Source organism: Polaribacter sp., from assembly GCF_039939415.1.
Classification (GTDB): Bacteria; Bacteroidota; Bacteroidia; order Flavobacteriales; family Flavobacteriaceae; genus Polaribacter.
The window spans coordinates 1-18,677 of record NZ_JBDVJE010000022.1 but is presented as its reverse complement, the minus strand read 5'-3'; the positions used below and the strand labels follow the sequence as shown (position 1 = coordinate 18,677).

At 30.6% G+C, this 18,677-nt stretch carries 19 protein-coding genes, 5 tRNA genes and 1 pseudogene; 3 read left to right on the top strand and 22 right to left on the bottom strand.

Features of this window, described 5'->3' with window-relative positions; genetic code table 11:
- From rpoB to ABJG40_RS03770, 22 genes and pseudogenes are all read right to left on the bottom strand, one after another.
- Positions 1 to 1,074: pseudogene (gene rpoB / locus ABJG40_RS03875) on the bottom strand (DNA-directed RNA polymerase subunit beta); the annotation flags it as partial.
- Between the two features lie 147 nt (positions 1,075 to 1,221).
- A complete protein-coding gene (gene rplL / locus ABJG40_RS03870; protein ID WP_348023261.1) occupies positions 1,222 to 1,596 on the bottom strand; it encodes a 50S ribosomal protein L7/L12 in 375 nt (124 codons plus the stop codon).
- 44 nt (positions 1,597 to 1,640) lie between these two features.
- Positions 1,641 to 2,159 (bottom strand): 50S ribosomal protein L10, encoded by a 519-nt coding sequence (gene rplJ / locus ABJG40_RS03865; protein WP_348023260.1) that lies wholly within the window; start codon positions 2,157 to 2,159, stop codon positions 1,641 to 1,643.
- A 19-nt stretch (positions 2,160 to 2,178) separates the two neighbouring features.
- A complete protein-coding gene (gene rplA, locus ABJG40_RS03860) occupies positions 2,179 to 2,868 on the bottom strand; it encodes a 50S ribosomal protein L1 (RefSeq protein WP_348023259.1) in 690 nt (229 codons plus the stop codon).
- Between the two features lie 20 nt (positions 2,869 to 2,888).
- Complete coding sequence (gene rplK, locus ABJG40_RS03855) at positions 2,889 to 3,326, bottom strand: 50S ribosomal protein L11 (RefSeq protein ID WP_068357676.1); 438 nt, start codon at positions 3,324 to 3,326, stop codon at positions 2,889 to 2,891.
- Positions 3,327 to 3,402: 76 nt separating this feature from the next.
- Positions 3,403 to 3,954, bottom strand: coding sequence for a transcription termination/antitermination protein NusG (gene nusG / locus ABJG40_RS03850; RefSeq protein WP_348023258.1), 552 nt, complete (start codon positions 3,952 to 3,954; stop codon positions 3,403 to 3,405).
- Between the two features lie 2 nt (positions 3,955 to 3,956).
- On the bottom strand, positions 3,957 to 4,154 hold the full coding sequence (secE, locus tag ABJG40_RS03845; RefSeq protein WP_348023257.1) for a preprotein translocase subunit SecE: 198 nt from the start codon (positions 4,152 to 4,154) through the stop codon (positions 3,957 to 3,959).
- A gap of 20 nt (positions 4,155 to 4,174) precedes the next feature.
- Positions 4,175 to 4,247: transfer RNA gene (locus tag ABJG40_RS03840), tRNA-Trp, on the bottom strand.
- A 74-nt stretch (positions 4,248 to 4,321) separates the two neighbouring features.
- Complete coding sequence (gene tuf / locus ABJG40_RS03835) at positions 4,322 to 5,509, bottom strand: elongation factor Tu (protein WP_249981039.1); 1,188 nt, start codon at positions 5,507 to 5,509, stop codon at positions 4,322 to 4,324.
- Between the two features lie 60 nt (positions 5,510 to 5,569).
- Positions 5,570 to 5,642 (bottom strand) — tRNA-Thr (locus ABJG40_RS03830).
- Positions 5,643 to 5,656: 14 nt separating this feature from the next.
- Positions 5,657 to 5,729, bottom strand: a tRNA-Gly gene (locus ABJG40_RS03825).
- Between the two features lie 15 nt (positions 5,730 to 5,744).
- Positions 5,745 to 5,826 (bottom strand) — tRNA-Tyr (locus ABJG40_RS03820).
- A 56-nt stretch (positions 5,827 to 5,882) separates the two neighbouring features.
- Positions 5,883 to 5,956 (bottom strand) — tRNA-Thr (locus tag ABJG40_RS03815).
- Positions 5,957 to 6,054: 98 nt separating this feature from the next.
- Positions 6,055 to 6,363, bottom strand: a complete 309-nt coding sequence (gene raiA / locus ABJG40_RS03810) for a ribosome-associated translation inhibitor RaiA (RefSeq protein WP_348023256.1) — start codon at positions 6,361 to 6,363, stop codon at positions 6,055 to 6,057.
- Positions 6,364 to 6,366: 3 nt separating this feature from the next.
- Positions 6,367 to 7,254, bottom strand: coding sequence for a tyrosine-type recombinase/integrase (locus ABJG40_RS03805; protein ID WP_348023255.1), 888 nt, complete (start codon positions 7,252 to 7,254; stop codon positions 6,367 to 6,369).
- A 97-nt stretch (positions 7,255 to 7,351) separates the two neighbouring features.
- A complete protein-coding gene (gene rpsU / locus ABJG40_RS03800; protein WP_091894421.1) occupies positions 7,352 to 7,549 on the bottom strand; it encodes a 30S ribosomal protein S21 in 198 nt (65 codons plus the stop codon).
- A 235-nt stretch (positions 7,550 to 7,784) separates the two neighbouring features.
- Positions 7,785 to 8,951, bottom strand: coding sequence for an acyl-CoA dehydrogenase family protein (locus ABJG40_RS03795; protein WP_348023254.1), 1,167 nt, complete (start codon positions 8,949 to 8,951; stop codon positions 7,785 to 7,787).
- Positions 8,952 to 8,970: 19 nt separating this feature from the next.
- Positions 8,971 to 9,861: a helix-hairpin-helix domain-containing protein gene (locus tag ABJG40_RS03790; protein ID WP_348023253.1), complete on the bottom strand. Its 891-nt coding sequence runs from the start codon at positions 9,859 to 9,861 to the stop codon at positions 8,971 to 8,973.
- Between the two features lie 10 nt (positions 9,862 to 9,871).
- A complete protein-coding gene (locus tag ABJG40_RS03785; protein ID WP_348023252.1) occupies positions 9,872 to 11,458 on the bottom strand; it encodes an alanine/glycine:cation symporter family protein in 1,587 nt (528 codons plus the stop codon).
- Between the two features lie 90 nt (positions 11,459 to 11,548).
- Positions 11,549 to 12,448: an NAD(P)-dependent oxidoreductase gene (locus tag ABJG40_RS03780; RefSeq protein WP_348023251.1), complete on the bottom strand. Its 900-nt coding sequence runs from the start codon at positions 12,446 to 12,448 to the stop codon at positions 11,549 to 11,551.
- Positions 12,448 to 13,452: a potassium channel protein gene (locus ABJG40_RS03775; RefSeq protein WP_348023250.1), complete on the bottom strand. Its 1,005-nt coding sequence runs from the start codon at positions 13,450 to 13,452 to the stop codon at positions 12,448 to 12,450. Before ABJG40_RS03775 ends, ABJG40_RS03780 begins: the two co-directional genes overlap by 1 nt.
- 3 nt (positions 13,453 to 13,455) lie before the next feature.
- A complete protein-coding gene (locus ABJG40_RS03770) occupies positions 13,456 to 13,677 on the bottom strand; it encodes a PspC domain-containing protein (protein ID WP_348023262.1) in 222 nt (73 codons plus the stop codon).
- Between the two features lie 112 nt (positions 13,678 to 13,789).
- Between ABJG40_RS03770 and uvrA the strand changes: the two genes are divergently transcribed.
- The 3 genes from uvrA (at position 13,790) to ABJG40_RS03755 (ending at position 18,655) form a co-directional block, all read left to right on the top strand.
- Positions 13,790 to 16,612 (top strand): excinuclease ABC subunit UvrA, encoded by a 2,823-nt coding sequence (gene uvrA, locus ABJG40_RS03765; protein WP_348023249.1) that lies wholly within the window; start codon positions 13,790 to 13,792, stop codon positions 16,610 to 16,612.
- A gap of 53 nt (positions 16,613 to 16,665) precedes the next feature.
- Positions 16,666 to 17,373: a TIGR00730 family Rossman fold protein gene (locus tag ABJG40_RS03760; RefSeq protein WP_348023248.1), complete on the top strand. Its 708-nt coding sequence runs from the start codon at positions 16,666 to 16,668 to the stop codon at positions 17,371 to 17,373.
- Between the two features lie 79 nt (positions 17,374 to 17,452).
- Positions 17,453 to 18,655, top strand: coding sequence for a T9SS type A sorting domain-containing protein (locus ABJG40_RS03755; RefSeq protein ID WP_348023247.1), 1,203 nt, complete (start codon positions 17,453 to 17,455; stop codon positions 18,653 to 18,655).
- The last annotated feature ends 22 nt before the right edge of the window (positions 18,656 to 18,677 follow it).

The following is an 18,677-nucleotide window of genomic DNA, read 5'->3' as shown; positions in this document are numbered from 1 at the left end:
TAAATTATATCTTTGTTCAGAAAAGAATAACTTGTCTATAATACCTCTAGCTGTCTCCTCATCTGGCGGTTCTGCATTACGTAACTGTCTATAGATATGTTCTACAGCTTCTTTTTCTGAATTTGTAGGGTCTTTCTGAAGTGTATTATGAATAATAGCATAATCTGCCATATCATTATCTACTTTATGTAGTAAGATAGTTTTAGCACCTGCTTCAATTATTTCATCAATATGTTCTTTATCTAAAATTGTATCACGATCAAAAATAATTTCATTTCTTTCGATTGAAACAACTTCTCCAGTATCTTCATCTACAAAATCTTCATGCCAAGTTTTTAAAACTCTAGCAGCTAACTTGCGACCTAATACTTTTTTTAATCCAGCTTTAGAAACTTTTACTTCTTCTGCAAGATCAAAAATTTCTAAAATATCTTTATCTCTTTCAAAACCAATGGCTCTGAATAATGTTGTAACTGGTAATTTTTTCTTTCTATCAATATAAGCATACATTACTTGATTGATATCTGTAGCAAATTCTATCCACGATCCCTTAAAAGGAATAACTCTTGCTGAATATAATTTTGTACCATTTGCATGGAATGATTGTCCAAAGAATACACCTGGTGATCTGTGTAACTGAGAAACAACAACACGCTCTGCTCCATTAATAACAAATGTTCCAGAGTTTGTCATATATGGAATTGTACCAAGATATACATCTTGTACAATCGTTTCGAAATCCTCGTGTTCAGGATCTGTACAATATAATTTTAGACGTGCTTTTAAAGGCACACTATGTGTAAGACCTCTTTCAATACATTCTTGTATTGAATATCTTGGTGGGTCTACAAAGTAGTCTAAAAATTCTAATACAAATTGATTTCTTGTATCTGTAATTGGAAAGTTATCCATGAAGGTTTTATACAAACCTTCTTCACCTCTTTCTTCTGCCTTAGTTTGAAGTTGGAAAAAATCTTGGAAAGATTTTACCTGAATATCCAAAAAATTTGGGTATTCTTTAATCAATTGAGAAGTTGCGAAGTTGATTCTTTCAGTAGTGTTTTTCGTTGCCAAAAGAGAATATTTTTTTGATTAAAATCTGAATAAAAATAAAAAACGAATATATACACAAAATGGTTTAGGTCTAAAAACATTTGTTTCTAGTACCTAAACCTAAATTTGTTTTCCCGTTTTGATTATCTCAAAATCGGGAGTAATAGATTACTTAAGCTCTACCTCAGCTCCAGCTTCTTCTAAAGATTTTTTAAGACCTTCAGCCTCATCTTTAGAAACACCTTCTTTTACTGCTGCTGGTGCGCTATCTACAATACCTTTAGCTTCTTTTAAACCTAAACCAGTTAATTCTTTAACTAACTTTACAACTGCTAATTTAGAACCTCCTGCTGCTGTTAATATAACATCAAATTCTGTTTGCTCTTCTGCTGCTGCTTCACCACCTGCTGCTGGTCCTGCAACTGCAACTGCTGCTGCTGCTGGCTCAATACCGTACTCATCTTTTAAAATAGTAGCTAATTCATTAACTTCTTTTACTGTTAAGTTAACTAATTGTTCTGCGAAATCTTTTAATTCTGCCATTTTAATTGTTTTTTAATTTTGTTTATTATAGTTTATTTGTGCGCTTATTCTTTTTCAGATAATGTTTTAATAATACCTGAAAGTGTTTGTCCACCAGATTGTAATGCTGAAATAACATTCTTAGCTGGAGATTGTAATAATCCGATGATTTCACCAATTAATTCTTCTCTAGATTTAATTTCTACTAAAGCATCTAATTGATCATCACCTATGTAAACAGACTCTTCTGCAAATGCTCCTTTTAATAAAGGTTTATCTGATTTCTTTCTGAATTCTTTGATTAATTTTGCTGGAGCATTTGCTGCCTCAGCAATCATCATTGATGTATTACCTTTTAATACTGATGGTAAGTCTTCAAACTCTTTATCTGAAGCTTCCATTGCTTTTGCAAGTAATGTGTTTTTAACGATAGATAACTGAACTCCTGCTTTAAAACAAGCTCTACGTAAATTAGAGGTTGTTTGTGCATCTAATCCTGAAATATCTGCCAAATATAACGTATTTGTATCTGCTAATACTGCTGTTAAATCTTGTATTACTTGTGATTTCTCTTCTCTAGTCATGATTATAAGTTTTAACGTATTAAACAGCTTTAACCTCAACTTCAATACTAGGACTCATTGTGCTAGACATAAAAACGCTTTTTACATACGTTCCTTTTGCAGTTGTTGGTTTTAATTTAATAATAGTTTGTATTAACTCGTTTGCATTTTCTTCAATTTTCTTAGCATCAAAAGATACTTTTCCAATTGCTGCATGTACGATACCAGTTTTATCAACTTTAAAGTCGATTTTACCAGCTTTTACATCTGTAACAGCTTTTGCAACATCCATAGTTACAGTACCAGTCTTTGGGTTTGGCATTAAACCTCTAGGACCTAAAATTCTTCCTAAAGGACCTAATTTACCCATAACACTTGGCATAGTAATAATTACGTCTACGTCTGTCCATCCTCCTTTAATTTTTTGAAGGTACTCATCTAAACCAACATAATCTGCGCCTGCTGCTGTAGCTTCTGCTTCTTTATCTGGTGTAACTAATGCTAAAACTTTTACATCTTTACCTGTTCCGTGTGGTAATGTTACTACACCACGAACCATTTGGTTTGCTTTACGAGGATCTACTCCTAAACGAATTGCTAAATCTACTGATGCATCAAACTTTACATTAGTAATGTCTTTGACTAGCGATGAAGCTGCTGCTAAATCATAAGATTTAGAGCTATCTAACTTTGCGTAAGCTTCTTTTTGCTTTTTTGTTAATTTTGCCATTTTACTACTTTTTATAAAGCTTATGCTGGTGCATCACCTTTAACTGTTAATCCCATAGAACGTGCTGTACCTGCAATCATACGCATTGCTGAAGAAACTTCAAAGGCATTTAAATCTACCATTTTGTCTTCTGCAATAACTTTAATTTGATCCCAAGTAACTGATGCTACTTTCTTTCTGTTTGGTTCTCCTGAACCTTTTTTAATTTTGGCCGCTTCTAGTAACTGAACTGCTGCAGGAGGAGTTTTTACAACAAAATCAAACGATTTGTCTTTGAAAACAGTAATAACAACAGGTAAAACTTTACCTTGTTTGTCTTGCGTTCTTGCATTAAACTGTTTACAGAACTCCATAATGTTAACACCAGCAGCTCCTAAAGCGGGTCCAACCGGCGGCGATGGATTCGCTGCGCCTCCCCTTACTTGTAACTTAACTACTTTACTAACTTCTTTTGCCATTTTAAAAATGTTTAATGATTTATTTTAATTTGGAAGCATTAAAATAAATCGGAATAAATATATATTTGTGTAACAATTATATCTTTTCTACTTGCATATAACTCAACTCTAAAGGTGTCTTTCTTCCAAAGATTTTCACCATAACTTCAAGTTTACGCTTTTCTTCATTAACTTTTTCTATTGTTCCATCAAATCCATTAAAAGGACCATCAACAACTTTCACTGTTTCTCCTATATTAAAAGGTATTGCAATGTTTTCATCTTGAACAGAAAGCTCATCAACCTTACCTAACATTCTGTTAACTTCAGATTTTCTCATAGGAACAGGTTCTCCTCCTTTAGTTTCACCTAAAAAACCTATAACACCAGTTATTGCTTTTATAACATGAGGTACTTCTCCTGAAAGATTAGCCTCTACCATAATATAACCAGGAAAATAAACTCTTTCTCTGTTTACTTTTTTTCCATTTCTTATCTGAATAACTTTTTCAGTTGGCACAATAACCTGACTCACATAATCAGATAATCCAACTCTAGAAATTTCATTTTCAATATAAGATTTAACTTTATTCTCTTGTCCACCAATGGCTCTAACAACATACCATTTCATTACTGAATCAGCTGCCATAATTAATTAGATTTAAACAGTCCAAAAAAGTTATCTAATCCTGTCTGAAAAACATAATCTATACCAGCTACTGCTAAAGCAAACACAATTGTAAAAACCGCTACTGTAACAGTTGATTTCTGAGCATCTTCTTTAGATATCCAAGTCATATGATTACTTAGTTCTTCAAAAGAATCTTTGATATATTGTATAAAATTCATAACGCTTATGTTTTATTTTGCACGGATTGAGGGACTCGAACCCCCGACACCTGGTTTTGGAGACCAGTGCTCTACCAACTGAGCTAAACCCGTTTCTTATTCATTGATAAAGGCGTTCCGTAAAAAACGGAACACCCTTATATTTTATTAATTAATAAACTAAAAACTTAGTCTAATAATTCAGTTACCTGACCTGCACCAACTGTTCTACCACCTTCACGGATTGCAAAACGTAAACCAACATTTAATGCGATTGGTTGAATTAAGTCTACAGTAATTGTTAAGTTATCTCCAGGCATCACCATTTCAACTCCTGAAGGTAAATTAATTGTACCTGTTACATCTGTAGTTCTAACATAGAACTGAGGACGATAATTATTATGGAATGGAGTATGACGCCCACCTTCTTCTTTCTTAAGAACATAAACCTCAGCTTTAAACTTTGCATGAGGAGTTACAGAACCTGGCTTACAGATTACCATACCTCTTTTAATATCTTCTTTTGCAATACCTCTTAATAAGATACCTGCATTATCTCCAGCTTCACCTCTATCTAAAATTTGACGGAACATTTCGATACCAGTAATAGTAGAAGACATTTTTTCTGCCCCCATACCAATAATATCCACAACATCTCCTGTATTAGCAATACCCGTTTCGATACGACCTGTAGCTACAGTTCCACGACCAGTAATTGAAAACACATCCTCAACAGGCATTAAGAAATCTTTATCAACCTCTCTTAACGGCTCTTCAATCCAAGTATCACAAGCTTCCATTAATTCCATTACAGTGTCAACCCATTTTTGCTCACCGTTTAAAGCTCCCAAAGCAGACCCAGAAACAACAGGACCATTATCCCCATCATAATCATAGAAAGACAACAACTCTCTTACCTCCATATCAACCAATTCCAAAAGCTCTTCATCATCTACCATATCAACCTTGTTTAAGAAAACAACGATACGAGGAATACCTACCTGACGACCTAATAAGATATGCTCTCTAGTTTGAGGCATTGGACCATCAGTTGCAGCAACTACTAAAATAGCACCATCCATTTGAGCAGCACCAGTTACCATGTTCTTTACATAATCCGCGTGACCTGGACAGTCAACGTGAGCGTAGTGACGATTAGCAGTTTGATACTCTACGTGAGAAGTATTAATTGTAATACCTCTTTCTTTTTCTTCTGGAGCGTTATCGATTTGATCAAAATCTTTCGCTTCTGATAATCCTGCATCAGCTAAAACTTTCGTAATAGCAGCAGTTAAAGTTGTTTTACCGTGATCTACGTGTCCGATAGTACCAATGTTTAAGTGTGGTTTCGAACGGTCAAAAGTTCCCTTTGCCATGATTATTAATTTTAATTCTTAGTTTAAATATATTTAGTGTCTAATAATACTTTTTTAATGAGCCAGCGACGGGACTTGAACCCACGACCTCATCCCTACCAAGGATGCGCTCTACCAACTGAGCTACACCGGCTTGTTGGTATTTTGAGCGAAAGACCGGGTTCGAACCGGCGACATTCAGCTTGGAAGGCTGACGCTCTACCAACTGAGCTACTTTCGCAATATCTGTAAATTGTGGGGAGAGCAGGATTCGAACCTGCGAAGACATAGTCAACGGAGTTACAGTCCGTCCTCGTTGGCCGCTTGAGTATCTCCCCTTAAATTTACTATTTTAATGAACTTAAAATTGTTTCCACAATTTTTGTTGTTTTTGAGCCGATGGAGGGACTCGAACCCACGACCTGCTGATTACAAATCAGCTGCTCTAGCCAGCTGAGCTACATCGGCTTTTTATTGCAAAAAAACAACCCGCTATTTCTAACGGATTGCAAATGTATAAAGTTTTTTTACATTCCAAAACTTTTTATTAATTTTTTTTTATTTTTTTATGAAATAATTGAATCTCGTTGTTTTTCTTTAGATCTTTTTAACTGTCTTTTTAAGTTATCTACCGCTGAATTAACACCTTCTTCAAAGGTTTTAGTTTCTCGCTTAATAATTAATTCTCCTCCAGGAATATGAATTTTAACTTCAGTTACTTTATTTTCTTTATCACTTGTATTTATAACTTTTAAAAAAACCTCTGCATTGACAATTTTATCATGATATCTTACTAATGACGAAACTTTTTCATCTACAAATTTTATAAGTTCTTTATCTGCACTAAAATTTACTGATTGCGTGAACACTTTCATACGTTATTCTTTTTTATTGCCCCTAGGGTGAGCGTTATTATATACTTTTTTTAAAACATCAAGACTATTTTGCGTGTAGACTTGTGTTGAAGCTAAAGAAGAATGCCCTAGCAATTCTTTAACCGAATTTAAATCTGCGCCTTCATTTAAAAGATGTGTTGCAAAAGAATGCCTTAAAATATGTGGACTCTTTTTTTCTTTTGATGAGACTTTACTAAAGTAGGTATTTATAACCCTGTAAACAAGAGTTTCATATATTTTATTTCCTTTTTTTGTAATAAAAAGTTCTTCTAAACCTATTGAAAACTCTTTTTTTAACTCTAAATATTTCTTTAGAGTTTGAGTTACAGAACTTAACAAGGGAACAAACCTTTCTTTATTTCTTTTACCTAAAACTTTAATTGTTTTGTCTGAAAAACTAATATTACGCTCTTTAATATTTATTAATTCTATTCTTCTTATACCTGTTGAATAGAATAGTTCTACAATTAATTTATCGCGTGTTGAAGTAAAACCATTTTTTATTTCAATGTTATTTATTACTTGGTTGATTTCTTTTGACGTGAAAGGTACTTGCAACCTCGTTTCTGTTTTTAAAGCTCTATGCTTTATTAGTGGGTTAAATTCTATTTGATTCGTTTTTTGTAGAAATTTATAAAATGATTTTAAAGAACTTACTTTTCTATTTATAGTTCTATTTGAAATCTTAGAATTAACCAAAGTTACTATCCAATCTCTGATTTGTGAATAGTGTATTTCTAATAAGTTTTCTTGACCATATTCTAGCTCTACAAATTTTTTAAATGAGATTAAATCATTTTTATATGCCGCAACTGTGTGTGTAGAATACTTCTTCTCTAATGCTAAATAATCTAAAAATGAATTGATCAAGTTAAAGTTGTTTTGTAAGTAAATTTACAAAAAAATGCATAAAAAAACTCGTATTGATTTAATCAATACGAGTTTACTATTTTAAAATAAGTTATTTCTAACCTACTTCTTCTTGTGTTCTTAATTTTTGAACGTAAGACGCTTTTATTCTTTGAGCTCTTTTCGCTACAGATGGCTTTGTAAAGTTTTTTCTGTTACGTAAGTTTTTCATTGTCTTGGTTCTATCGAATTTTCTTTTGTAACGTTTTAACGCTCTATCGATATTCTCTCCTTCTTTTACTGGTATAATTAACATAAGTTGGCACCTCCCTTCATAAGTTCTTCTATATTTTTAATAGTATTTCTACTAATGTTTTATTTTTGGATTGCAAAAGTATAAATTAAATATGAAATGACAATTGTTAATTATCATTTATTTTTTACTCCTATTTTTTTTGCGTTAGCGATTGAACGGTTTGTTTGAGCTCTTTTGTTTTGAAAAAAACAAAAAGCGAGTAGTGAAAGCGCGACCTTTAGGGAACGCCCAAATTTTAAGTTGCAGGTTTGTATTCTTTTTTATCAATTACCATTTTTGCGATAATTTCTTTTAAGATTTCTGAAGTACCCCCTCCTATTGGTCCTAATCTACTGTCTCTAAATAAACGCGCCATTGGATATTCTTCCATATAACCATAGCCACCTAACATTTGTAGTGCATCGTAAATAACCTCATCTGCCATTTTAGTAGATAATAATTTAGACATACTTGCTTCTTTTACTACATACTGACCATCATTTAGGCGTTTTGTAATAGAGTAATTATATTCTTTACACATATCTACTCTACTTGCCATTTCTGCAATTTTATGTCTTAAAACTTGAAATTTATCTAATGATTTACCAAATGCGATTCTTTCTTGCATATATTGTAGAGCATAATCTAAAGCGAATTCTGCTCTTGCGTGAGCATTTACCCCCATTAAAAGTCTTTCTAACGCAAAATGCTGCATAATATAAGGAAAGCCTTTACCTTCTTCTCCTAATAAGTTTTCTATCGGAATTTCTACATTATCGAAAGCGATTTGCCCTGTATCTGAAGCTTTCCATCCTAGTTTTTCTAATCTGGTTGCAGAAAGTCCTTTAGATTTTCTATCTACTACAAAAATGCTTATTCCTTTATATTTATTTGAAGGATCTGTTTTTGCTGCAACAATTAAATAATCTGAATCTACACCATTTGTAATAAATGTTTTTGATCCGTTTAAAATGTATTTATCTCCTTGTTTTATTGCTGTAGAGCGCATACCTGCTACATCTGAACCACCAAAAGGTTCTGAGATACATAAACAACCAATCATTTCTCCCTCTACACTTGGAACTAAATATTTATTTTTAATAAAGTTATTTCCTTCTTTATTAAGATGAGTCATTGCCAGATACTCATGTGCCCACATTGCAGCTGCAAATCCGCCAGAATTAATTTTTTGCAATTCTTCTAAAAAGACAATGGTATAAAATAAATCTAAATTTAAGCCTCCAAATTCTTCTGGTGTACTTAAACCAAAATATCCCATTTCTCCAAATTTCTTCCAAATGAAACGTTCTATGCATCCATTTTTTTCCCATTTATCAATATGAGGTACTACTTCTTTCTGCAAAAAATCTTTGAAACTAGCACGAAAAGCTTCATGCTCTTCTGTAAAATACATACTGTTCATTATTATAGAAATTAGTTTTTTATTCAGCCACCAAATATAAGACTATTCTATCATATTTATCTAAAGGAAAATCACTGATATTTTTTAATTCTGAAATATTTTGAAGTTCGGCCACTTCATCTCTAAATTCAAATATTTTTTTACATAAATTATAATCTATATATGGATTTTTTAAAAGCTCTTTAAAGCTTACTGTATTTATATTTATCTTATTTATGATTGGTTTTTCTATAATTTTAAAAGTAGACAATACTTTTTCTGCAACTTGTTTTTCTAATCCCCAAACTTCAAAAATTTGATTTCGGAAAGAAAACCCTTGTAATTTTGTTCGATATTTTATGATGCGTTCTGAAAAAGCTTCTCCAATTCCGCTTATTGTTTTAAAATCTTCTGCGGTAGCTTTATTAATATCTGTGGTTGATATTATTTTCTTTTTATAAGGTTTATTATTATTAAAAGAAACATACGTTTTTTTATTATTACTATTCTTCTTAATTACCCAATCTGGAAATTTAAAATAAGGAGATATAACATTAAGTAAACTATCTGAAATTTTGGTTACTTGCTGAAATTCTTTTTTAGAATTTATAAATTTATTCGCTTTTCTAAAAGCTAATAATCTATCAATTTCTTCTAAAGACATCCCTAATTGCTCTCCTTTATAATCTGTAATATAATTTGGATTAAAAGGATAAATCTTAGGTTTTCTATTTTCTAGTTCAACCGTTTTTAAACTATCTATTTGTTTATGAAACGCTAAAACTTCTGAAGAGTGTAAGTTTATATTTTCATCGGAAGAAAAATCACCAAAAACAATTATCAATTGAAAAATAATAATTATTACGACTAAAAAGAAAATCCCATTTCTTTGGCTTTTGTTGTACCAGAAATGGGATTTAAATATTTTCATATAAAATTTCTTATTCGCTCTTTGTTTTAATAGCAGTCATATATTTATTTAACTCTTCTTTTACCTTAGGAGCAAGAATTATTAAACCAATCATATTTGGAACCATCATTGCAAAAACCATTGCATCTGAGAAACCAATAACAGAACCCAAACTTGCTGCTGCTCCAATTACCACAAATACACAGAAAATTACTTTATAAGTGTATTCCATTTTTTTAGATCTACCAAATAAATAAACCCAACCTTGAAAACCGTAATAAGACCAAGAAATCATAGAACTAAATGCAAATAACACAACGGCTATTGTTAACACATAAGGAAACCAAGAAATTGCAGATTCGAATGCACCAGAAGTTAATAAAATTGCTTGCGCATCATTTAAAGATGCATTTTCTGCTGCAACATTACCTGTAATAATTAATACCAAAGCTGTCATTGTACACACCACAACTGTATCTATAAATGGTTCTAATAAAGCAACCATACCTTCACTTGCTGCATACTTTGTTTTTACTGCTGAATGCGCTATAGATGCAGAACCAATACCTGCTTCATTTGAAAATGCAGCTCTTCTAAACCCTTGAACTAAAACTCCTACTGCTCCACCTGCTACTCCTTCTGGACTAAATGCACCACTAAAAATTTGACCAAAAGCATCTCCAATCATATCGTAATTTACAAAAATCACAAACAATGATGCTGCAACATAAATTGCTACCATAAAAGGAACAATCTTATCAGTTACTTTCGCTATTTTCTTAATACCACCTATAATAACAATACCCACCAAAATAGCCATTACTAAACCAAACAACCAACCTTTACCATGGATAAATGATTCTGAACCACCAGTAATATTTTCTACTAATTGAAAAGCTTGATTAACTTGAAACATGTTTCCACCTCCAAAAGAACCTCCAATTACAAAGATTGCAAAGAAAACAGCTAATACTTTTCCTAAAGTTTTATTTTTTAATCCTTTTGTTAAATAATACATAGGACCTCCATACACGGTTCCATCTTCTTCAATATCTCTATACTTTACACCTAAAGTACACTCTACAAACTTAGAAGCCATCCCTAAGAAACCAGCAACAATCATCCAAAAGGTTGCACCTGCACCTCCAATAGAAACTGCAATTGCAACTCCTGCAATATTACCCAAACCTACTGTTGCAGATAATGCCGCAGTTAAAGCCTGAAAATGAGAAACTTCCCCTTCATGACCTTCTATTCTAATTGTGTCTGGATTATCTTCTTCATCTGTAAAAGTTGACTTAGCAATCTCTACATTATGATCTATTCTATCTTCTAACTCATCATATTTACCTCTAACAATATTTATTGACGTAAAAAAACCTTTAAAGTTTATAAAGTTAAAATAAAATGTAAAATATGTTGCACCTAAAATTAAAGGAAATAGCACCCAATAAATACTAACTGTATCTGTAAATGGAATTTGATAAAAAATAAAATCAACAAACCATCCTGTTGCATTACCAAATGCTTCGTCAATTTGTTGATCTAAACCTTTTTCTTGAGCAAATGTAAACATGGGGATTGCTAATAAAAACATTGAAAGAATTCTTTTCTTCATAATATATAAAATTGTTAGTTTTTCAATTTGTAGCCTGCAATATCCTAAAAAAATGCTTTTTCCACAACTTTTACTCGTTAAAAGTAAATTTTATATTAAAGTTTCTTTAAATCTTTGCAAATCTTCTTTAAAAGATTTTGGATAAAAATCCAACTCTTTATTAGTCTTAGTTAAATCGAACCCAGTTTTTGCAGGTCTAGGTGCGGTTTGATTTAAAATTGATGTAGAAATAGGCTTAATTAAACTTCTATCTAATTGAAAGACATCAGCAATTTGTTGTGCTATCTCATAAACACTTAGTAATTCTTTTGATGCAATATTAAAAATACCAATTGCTTTTTTATCCATAGAAATCTTACAAGCCAATGCTAAATCTTGTACATAAGTTGGCGTTCTAAACTGATCATCAACAATAGTAATTTCTTTACCGTTTTCTAACATACTCTTTACCCAAAGAACAATGTTACTTCTACTCATATCATACACTTTACCATAAACAAGAATTGTTCTTAATATTGTATACTCTATTTTTGAGTTGAATAAAACTTCTTCTGACTTTAATTTTGACAATCCATAATAACTTAATGGATTTGGTTTATCATTTTCTTTATAGTTTCCTTTAACACCATCAAAAATAAAATCTGTAGAAATATGAATTAAATGTGCATTTATTTCTGATGAAATTTCTGCCAACCATTTAACAACAGTTACATTTAATAAATCACATGCTTCTTTATTATCTTCACAACTATCAACTTGTGTCATAGCAGCTGTATTAATAATAAAATTAGGCTTAATTTTAGTTAACTCTGTTTTTAAGATTTCTTCTTTTGTAATATCTATAGAAACATAAGAAAAATCTTCTCTTCCACTTCTATTTTCACCTCTTGAAAAACCAAAAACTTGGTATTTATTTTTTTCTTGAAGTAATAACTTTAACAAAGACTGCCCTAATAAACCATTACTTCCTGTTATAACTACTTTTATCATTAAAATAACTCTCTAAGTTTAAATATTTGTTTTGGTCTACCTAAAACTATTAGATGAGAACCTTCTATTAACTTGCAATCTGATTCTGGATTGATAATATAATCTTTGTCTGGATTTCTAAAACCAATTACTGTACAACCAGTTTGTCTTCTTAAATCTAAATCTAAAATTGTTTTATCTAGATATTTTTTAGGCAAATCATCTACTGCTATTTCTTCTAAATTTGCTGTAGTTTCTCCTTCTATTGTTAACCTGTCTACAAATTCAATAACATCTGGAGTTGTTACCAAAGAAGCCATATGATCTCCTCCTAATTTATCTGGCATTATAACATTATCTGCACCTGCTATTTTTAACTTGCTATAAGAAGACTCATTAGAAGCTCTACTAATAACTTTACATTCTTTATTTAATTGACTTGCTGTAAGAACAACAAATAAATTATTAGCATCAGAAGGTAAAGCTGTAATTAAATAAGCAGCATTTTTAATACCTGCACTTATTAAGGTCTCATCTAAAGTAGCATCACCATTAATATTTAAAAGTTCTTCCGAATCTAAAAGCTCAGACATTTCTTTATTTCTCTCAACCACAACAAAATCTTTGTTGTAGTTTTTTAATTTTAAAATTGCCTGTTTTCCATTTCTTCCATAACCACAAACAATGGTATGCCCTTTTAAATTCGCTATTTGCTTTTCCACCTTTTTATGTTTAAAATGCTTAAATAATCTACCACTCACCAAATATTCTGAAAACGACGAAACCGCATAACCAAAAACAGATATACTAGTTAAAATTAAAAAAACTGTAAATATTTTTTCTGTTGGTGTAAAAGGTTTTACCTCTCCAAAACCAACAGTTGTTATCGTTATTACTGTTTGATATAATGCATCTATAAATGAATATTCTGATAATAGCATGTAACCTATAGTTCCTATTGAGATTATTGAACCAACTAGGAAAAAGGTTTTATGAATTCTAGAATCTAATACTTTAATCTTCATATTTTACAAATCAAATACAGAACTTCTTTTTGTATACAACATATCTTTTAACTTAAATAAAAAAGCCATAGTTAAATAAAAACCAAAAGACAAACCTACTGTAAAAAAAGTAACATAAATAAAAAACAATCGTACATTTAAGGCTCTAATACCTATTCTGTCTGCTAATCTCGATGAAACATGAAAACCATTTCTTTCAAAAAAATGTCTAATAGTATCAATCATTAATGCTATAATATTTAAATGCAATATACTATTTTATCATTTGTTAACAATACAGCAATTAAATTAAAATTGGATTCTTTAACTTTGCGTTTTTCCGAAAAATTTTCCTCTTTTGAAAGACCAAGAATATATTGAAGTTTACGGAGCAAGAGCTCATAACTTAAAAAATATCGATGTAAAGATTCCTCGCGAAAAACTAGTTGTTATAACTGGTTTAAGTGGTAGTGGAAAATCATCTTTAGCTTTTGATACCATTTATGCTGAAGGACAAAGACGTTATATTGAAACGTTTTCTGCATATGCACGTCAGTTTTTAGGCGGATTAGAAAGACCAGATGTTGATAAAATTGACGGACTCTCACCCGTTATTTCAATAGAACAAAAAACCACCAATAAAAGCCCACGTTCTACTGTTGGAACTATTACTGAGATTTATGATTTTTTAAGATTATTATTTGCTAGAGCTGCAGATGCTTACTCTTTTAATACCGGAGAAAAAATGGTGAGTTATTCTGACGAACAGATTAAACAACTTATTCTACAAGATTTTAATAACAAAAAAATCGCTGTTTTAGCTCCTTTAATAAAATCCAGAAAAGGACATTATAGAGAATTATTCGAACAAATTTCTAAACAAGGTTTTGTAAGAGTTAGAGTTGATGGAGAAATAAAAGAAATTGAAAAAGGAATGCGTTTAGACAGATACAAAACGCATGATATTGAAGTTGTAATTGATAGACTAAAGGTTAATGAATCTATAGAAAAAAGATTAGAAGAAACGATAAAAACAGCACTTTATTCTGGAAACAATATTATGATGGTTATTGACCTTGAAAACAATAATCCTCGTTATTTTAGTAGAGAATTAATGTGCCCTACATCTGGCATTGCATACCCTAATCCTGAACCAAATACATTCTCATTTAACTCTCCTAAAGGTGCTTGTAATAAATGTAATGGATTAGGAATTACGAATGAAATAAACCTCGAAAAAGTAATTCCTGATAATTCTATTTCTATTCAAAACGGAGGAATTTCTCCTTTAGGAGAACAAAAAAACAGTTGGATTTTTAAGCAATTAGAAAATATTGCAGAACGTTATAAATTTAAATTAACAGACGCAATAAAAGACATCCCTAAAAATGCATTAGAAGTAATTTTAAATGGTGGTAAAGAATCTTTCGAAATTAAATCTAAAGCTGCTGGTGTTACAAGAAATTACAAAATAGATTTCGAAGGTATTGTTTCTTTCATAGAAAATCAACACAACAGTGCAGAAAGCACAACTATTAAACGTTGGGCTAAAGGTTTTATGGATGAAGTTTCTTGTCCAAACTGTAAAGGAAAACGCTTAAAAAAAGAAGCACTTCATTTTAAAATTACAGATAAAAATATTAGTGACTTAGCACAAATGGATGTTACCGAATTAGCTAATTGGTTTAAAAAAATTGAAGAAAAACTATCAGAAAAACAATTAACAATTGCATCAGAAATATTAAAAGAAATAAGAACACGAATTCAATTTTTACTAGATGTTGGTTTAGACTATTTATCCTTAGATAGAACTTCAAAATCACTTTCTGGAGGAGAAGCACAAAGAATACGTTTAGCAACACAAATTGGATCTCAATTGGTTGGTGTATTATATATTTTAGATGAACCAAGTATTGGATTACACCAAAGAGACAATCAAAAACTAATAGATTCTTTAGTAAAATTAAGAGATATTGGTAACTCTGTTTTGGTTGTAGAACATGATAAAGACATGATAGAACATGCAGACTTTGTTTTTGATATTGGATCAGGTGCAGGAAGACATGGAGGAGAAATTGTAAGCGAAGGAACTTTTAATGATTTAAAAAAACACAAAACCTTAACGGCAGATTATTTAACAGGAAGAAAAGAAATTGCTATACCCAAAAAACGAAGAGAAGGAAATGGTAAATTCATAAAATTGAAAGGTGCTACCGGTAATAATTTAAAAAACGTTTCTGTAGAATTTCCTTTAGGAAAAATGATTTGTGTTACAGGAGTTTCCGGAAGTGGAAAATCAACTTTAATAAATGAAACATTATATCCAATTTTAAACGCTCATATATATAGAGGTGTAAAAAAACCAATGCCTTATAAAAAAATAGAAGGTTTAGAACATGTAGATAAAGTTATTGATATTGATCAATCTCCTATTGGAAGAACACCAAGATCTAACCCTGCAACTTATACAGGTACTTTTTCTGAAATTAGAAGTTTGTTTGCTAAAACTCCAGAAGCTGCTATTCGTGGTTACAAACCTGGTCGTTTTTCTTTTAATGTTAAAGGTGGAAGGTGCGAAACTTGCCAAGGTGGAGGCGTTAGAGTAATAGAAATGAACTTTTTACCTGACGTACAAGTTGAATGTGAAACCTGTCAAGGAAAACGTTTTAACAGAGAAACATTAGAAATTCGTTATAAAGGAAAATCAATTTCTGATGTTTTAAATATGACTATTGAAGATGCTACTAATTTCTTTGAAAACATCCCTAAAATACACAGAAAACTTAAAACAATTAAAGATGTTGGTTTAGGTTATATTACTCTTGGTCAGCAATCTACTACACTTTCTGGTGGTGAAGCTCAGAGAATAAAATTAGCATCAGAATTATCTAAAAGAGATACAGGAAACACCTTTTATATTTTAGATGAACCCACAACTGGACTTCATTTTGAAGACATTAGAGTTTTAATGGAAGTTTTAAATAAATTAGCCGACAAAGGAAATACTGTTTTAATTATTGAACACAATTTAGATGTTGTAAAATTAGCAGATTATATTATTGATGTTGGTATGGAAGGTGGTAAAAAAGGTGGTAAAATTCTATGCAAAGGAACTCCAGAAGAAGTTGCAAAACATAAAACGAGTTATACTGCTAAGTTTTTGAAAAAAGAACTAATTTAGCAGGCATTTCTTTTTTCATAAAAAGAAATAATTCAAATAAAAAAATACTAATTATGACAAATGACGATAGAAAAATAAAAGAAAAATTACAACCAAAAACTTGGAACGAAATAAAAACTAACGACTCTTGGGCTATTTTTAAAATAATGGCAGAATTTGTTGATGGATATGAAAAACTTAGCAAAATAGGACCCTGTGTTTCTATATTTGGTTCTGCTAGAACAAAACCAGATCATCCTTATTACAAATTAGCAGAAGAAGTTGCTTTTGAATTAACTCAAAATGGATATGGAGTAATTACTGGGGGTGGCCCAGGTATTATGGAAGCTGGTAACAAAGGTGCCCACAGAGGAAAAGGAACTTCTGTTGGTTTAAATATTGAACTTCCTTTTGAACAACATGATAATCCTTGGATTGATTCTGGAAAAAGTTTAGATTTCGATTATTTTTTTGTTAGAAAAGTTATGTTTGTAAAATACTCTCAAGGTTTTGTAGTAATGCCAGGTGGTTTCGGAACTATGGACGAACTTTTTGAAGCAATTACTTTAATACAAACACACAAAATTGGTCGTTTTCCAATTGTACTTGTTGGTACAAAATTTTGGGGAGGATTATTAGATTGGATAAAAAATACACTTTTAGAAGAAGGAAATATTAGTGAAAAAGATTTAAACTTATTTAGAGTTGTAGACACTGCAGATCAAGCATTAGAACATTTAAATAACTTCTATGCTAAATATCAATTTAAACCAAATTTCTAAAATGCTTTTAAAAAGGTTTTTATTTATTTTTTTATGCATTGGACCTTCCTTAGTTATTGGACAAACCAATATAAAAACAATGTTTTATAATACATTAAATTATAATTCTAACCTAGAAAGTCAAAACAGAACACATCATTTAAAAACTATTTTAGCGTCTGTACAACCAGATTTATTTATGGTTTGCGAAATAAAAAACGAAACTGCATCTAATTATTTATTTAATAATGCAGTTTTACCTTTTCATAGATCTTTTAACAAAGCTCCTTTTAATCAAGGTCAATCACCAGATAATAGTTTACTACAAATGGTATATTATAATACTAGTAAACTAATTTTAGAAAGCAACACTGTAATACAAACAGGTACTAGAGACATTAATCATTATACTTTTATTGTAAACACAGAGATTTATGAAACAAACCCTATAAAAATAGAAGTTTTTGTAACACATTTAAAAGCTTCTAGAGGATATTTTAATAGACAAAAAAGATTAAGTTCTGTAGATAGCTTTATTAGAGAATTAGATAGACTACCTGTAAACAGTAATGTTCTTTTTGCAGGAGATTTTAATTTTTACACAAGTAATGAAGAAGGTTTTTTAAGCTTAATTGATGAAGCTAACTCCATAAAAATAATAGACCCTATCAATCGTTTATGCCCTACTTTTCCTGATGATGGAAAAGATTATTTTGATGCTGATTATAATGCCACCTATTTTTGGAACAATAGCTCTTTTAGTGATGTTCACTCTCAATCTACAAGATCATCAGCATTAAGTGATGGTGCTGGAGGAGGAATGGATGACCGTTTTGACTTTATTATGATGTCTGAAAATCTAAAAACAAATAAAAACTTATTTTATAAAAACGGTACTTATAAAGCATTTGGTAACAATGGTAATTGCTATAATTCTTATGTGAGCAACACATCTTGCTCAGGAGAATTTTCTCAAGATCTTAGAACTGCATTATACAATTTTAGTGATCATCTACCTATTATTATGGAATTAGAAACACCTAAAAACACTTTATCTATAAATAAAAACATTGTTCCACTTACTTTTTCTTCTTCTAATATTATTAGAGATAACTTATCTTTTAAAATTTTATCCTCTTTAAATATAAATAAAGTGACTATTTATAATAATTTAGGTCAAATTTTAAAAGAATTAAGCATTAATAATAAAAAAGAAACTAACTTACATGTTAATTCTTTCTCTAAAGGAATATATTATATGAAAGCAGATTCTTACAATCCTATAAAATTTGTAAAGATTTAATTGAAAAATTATTTTTACATAT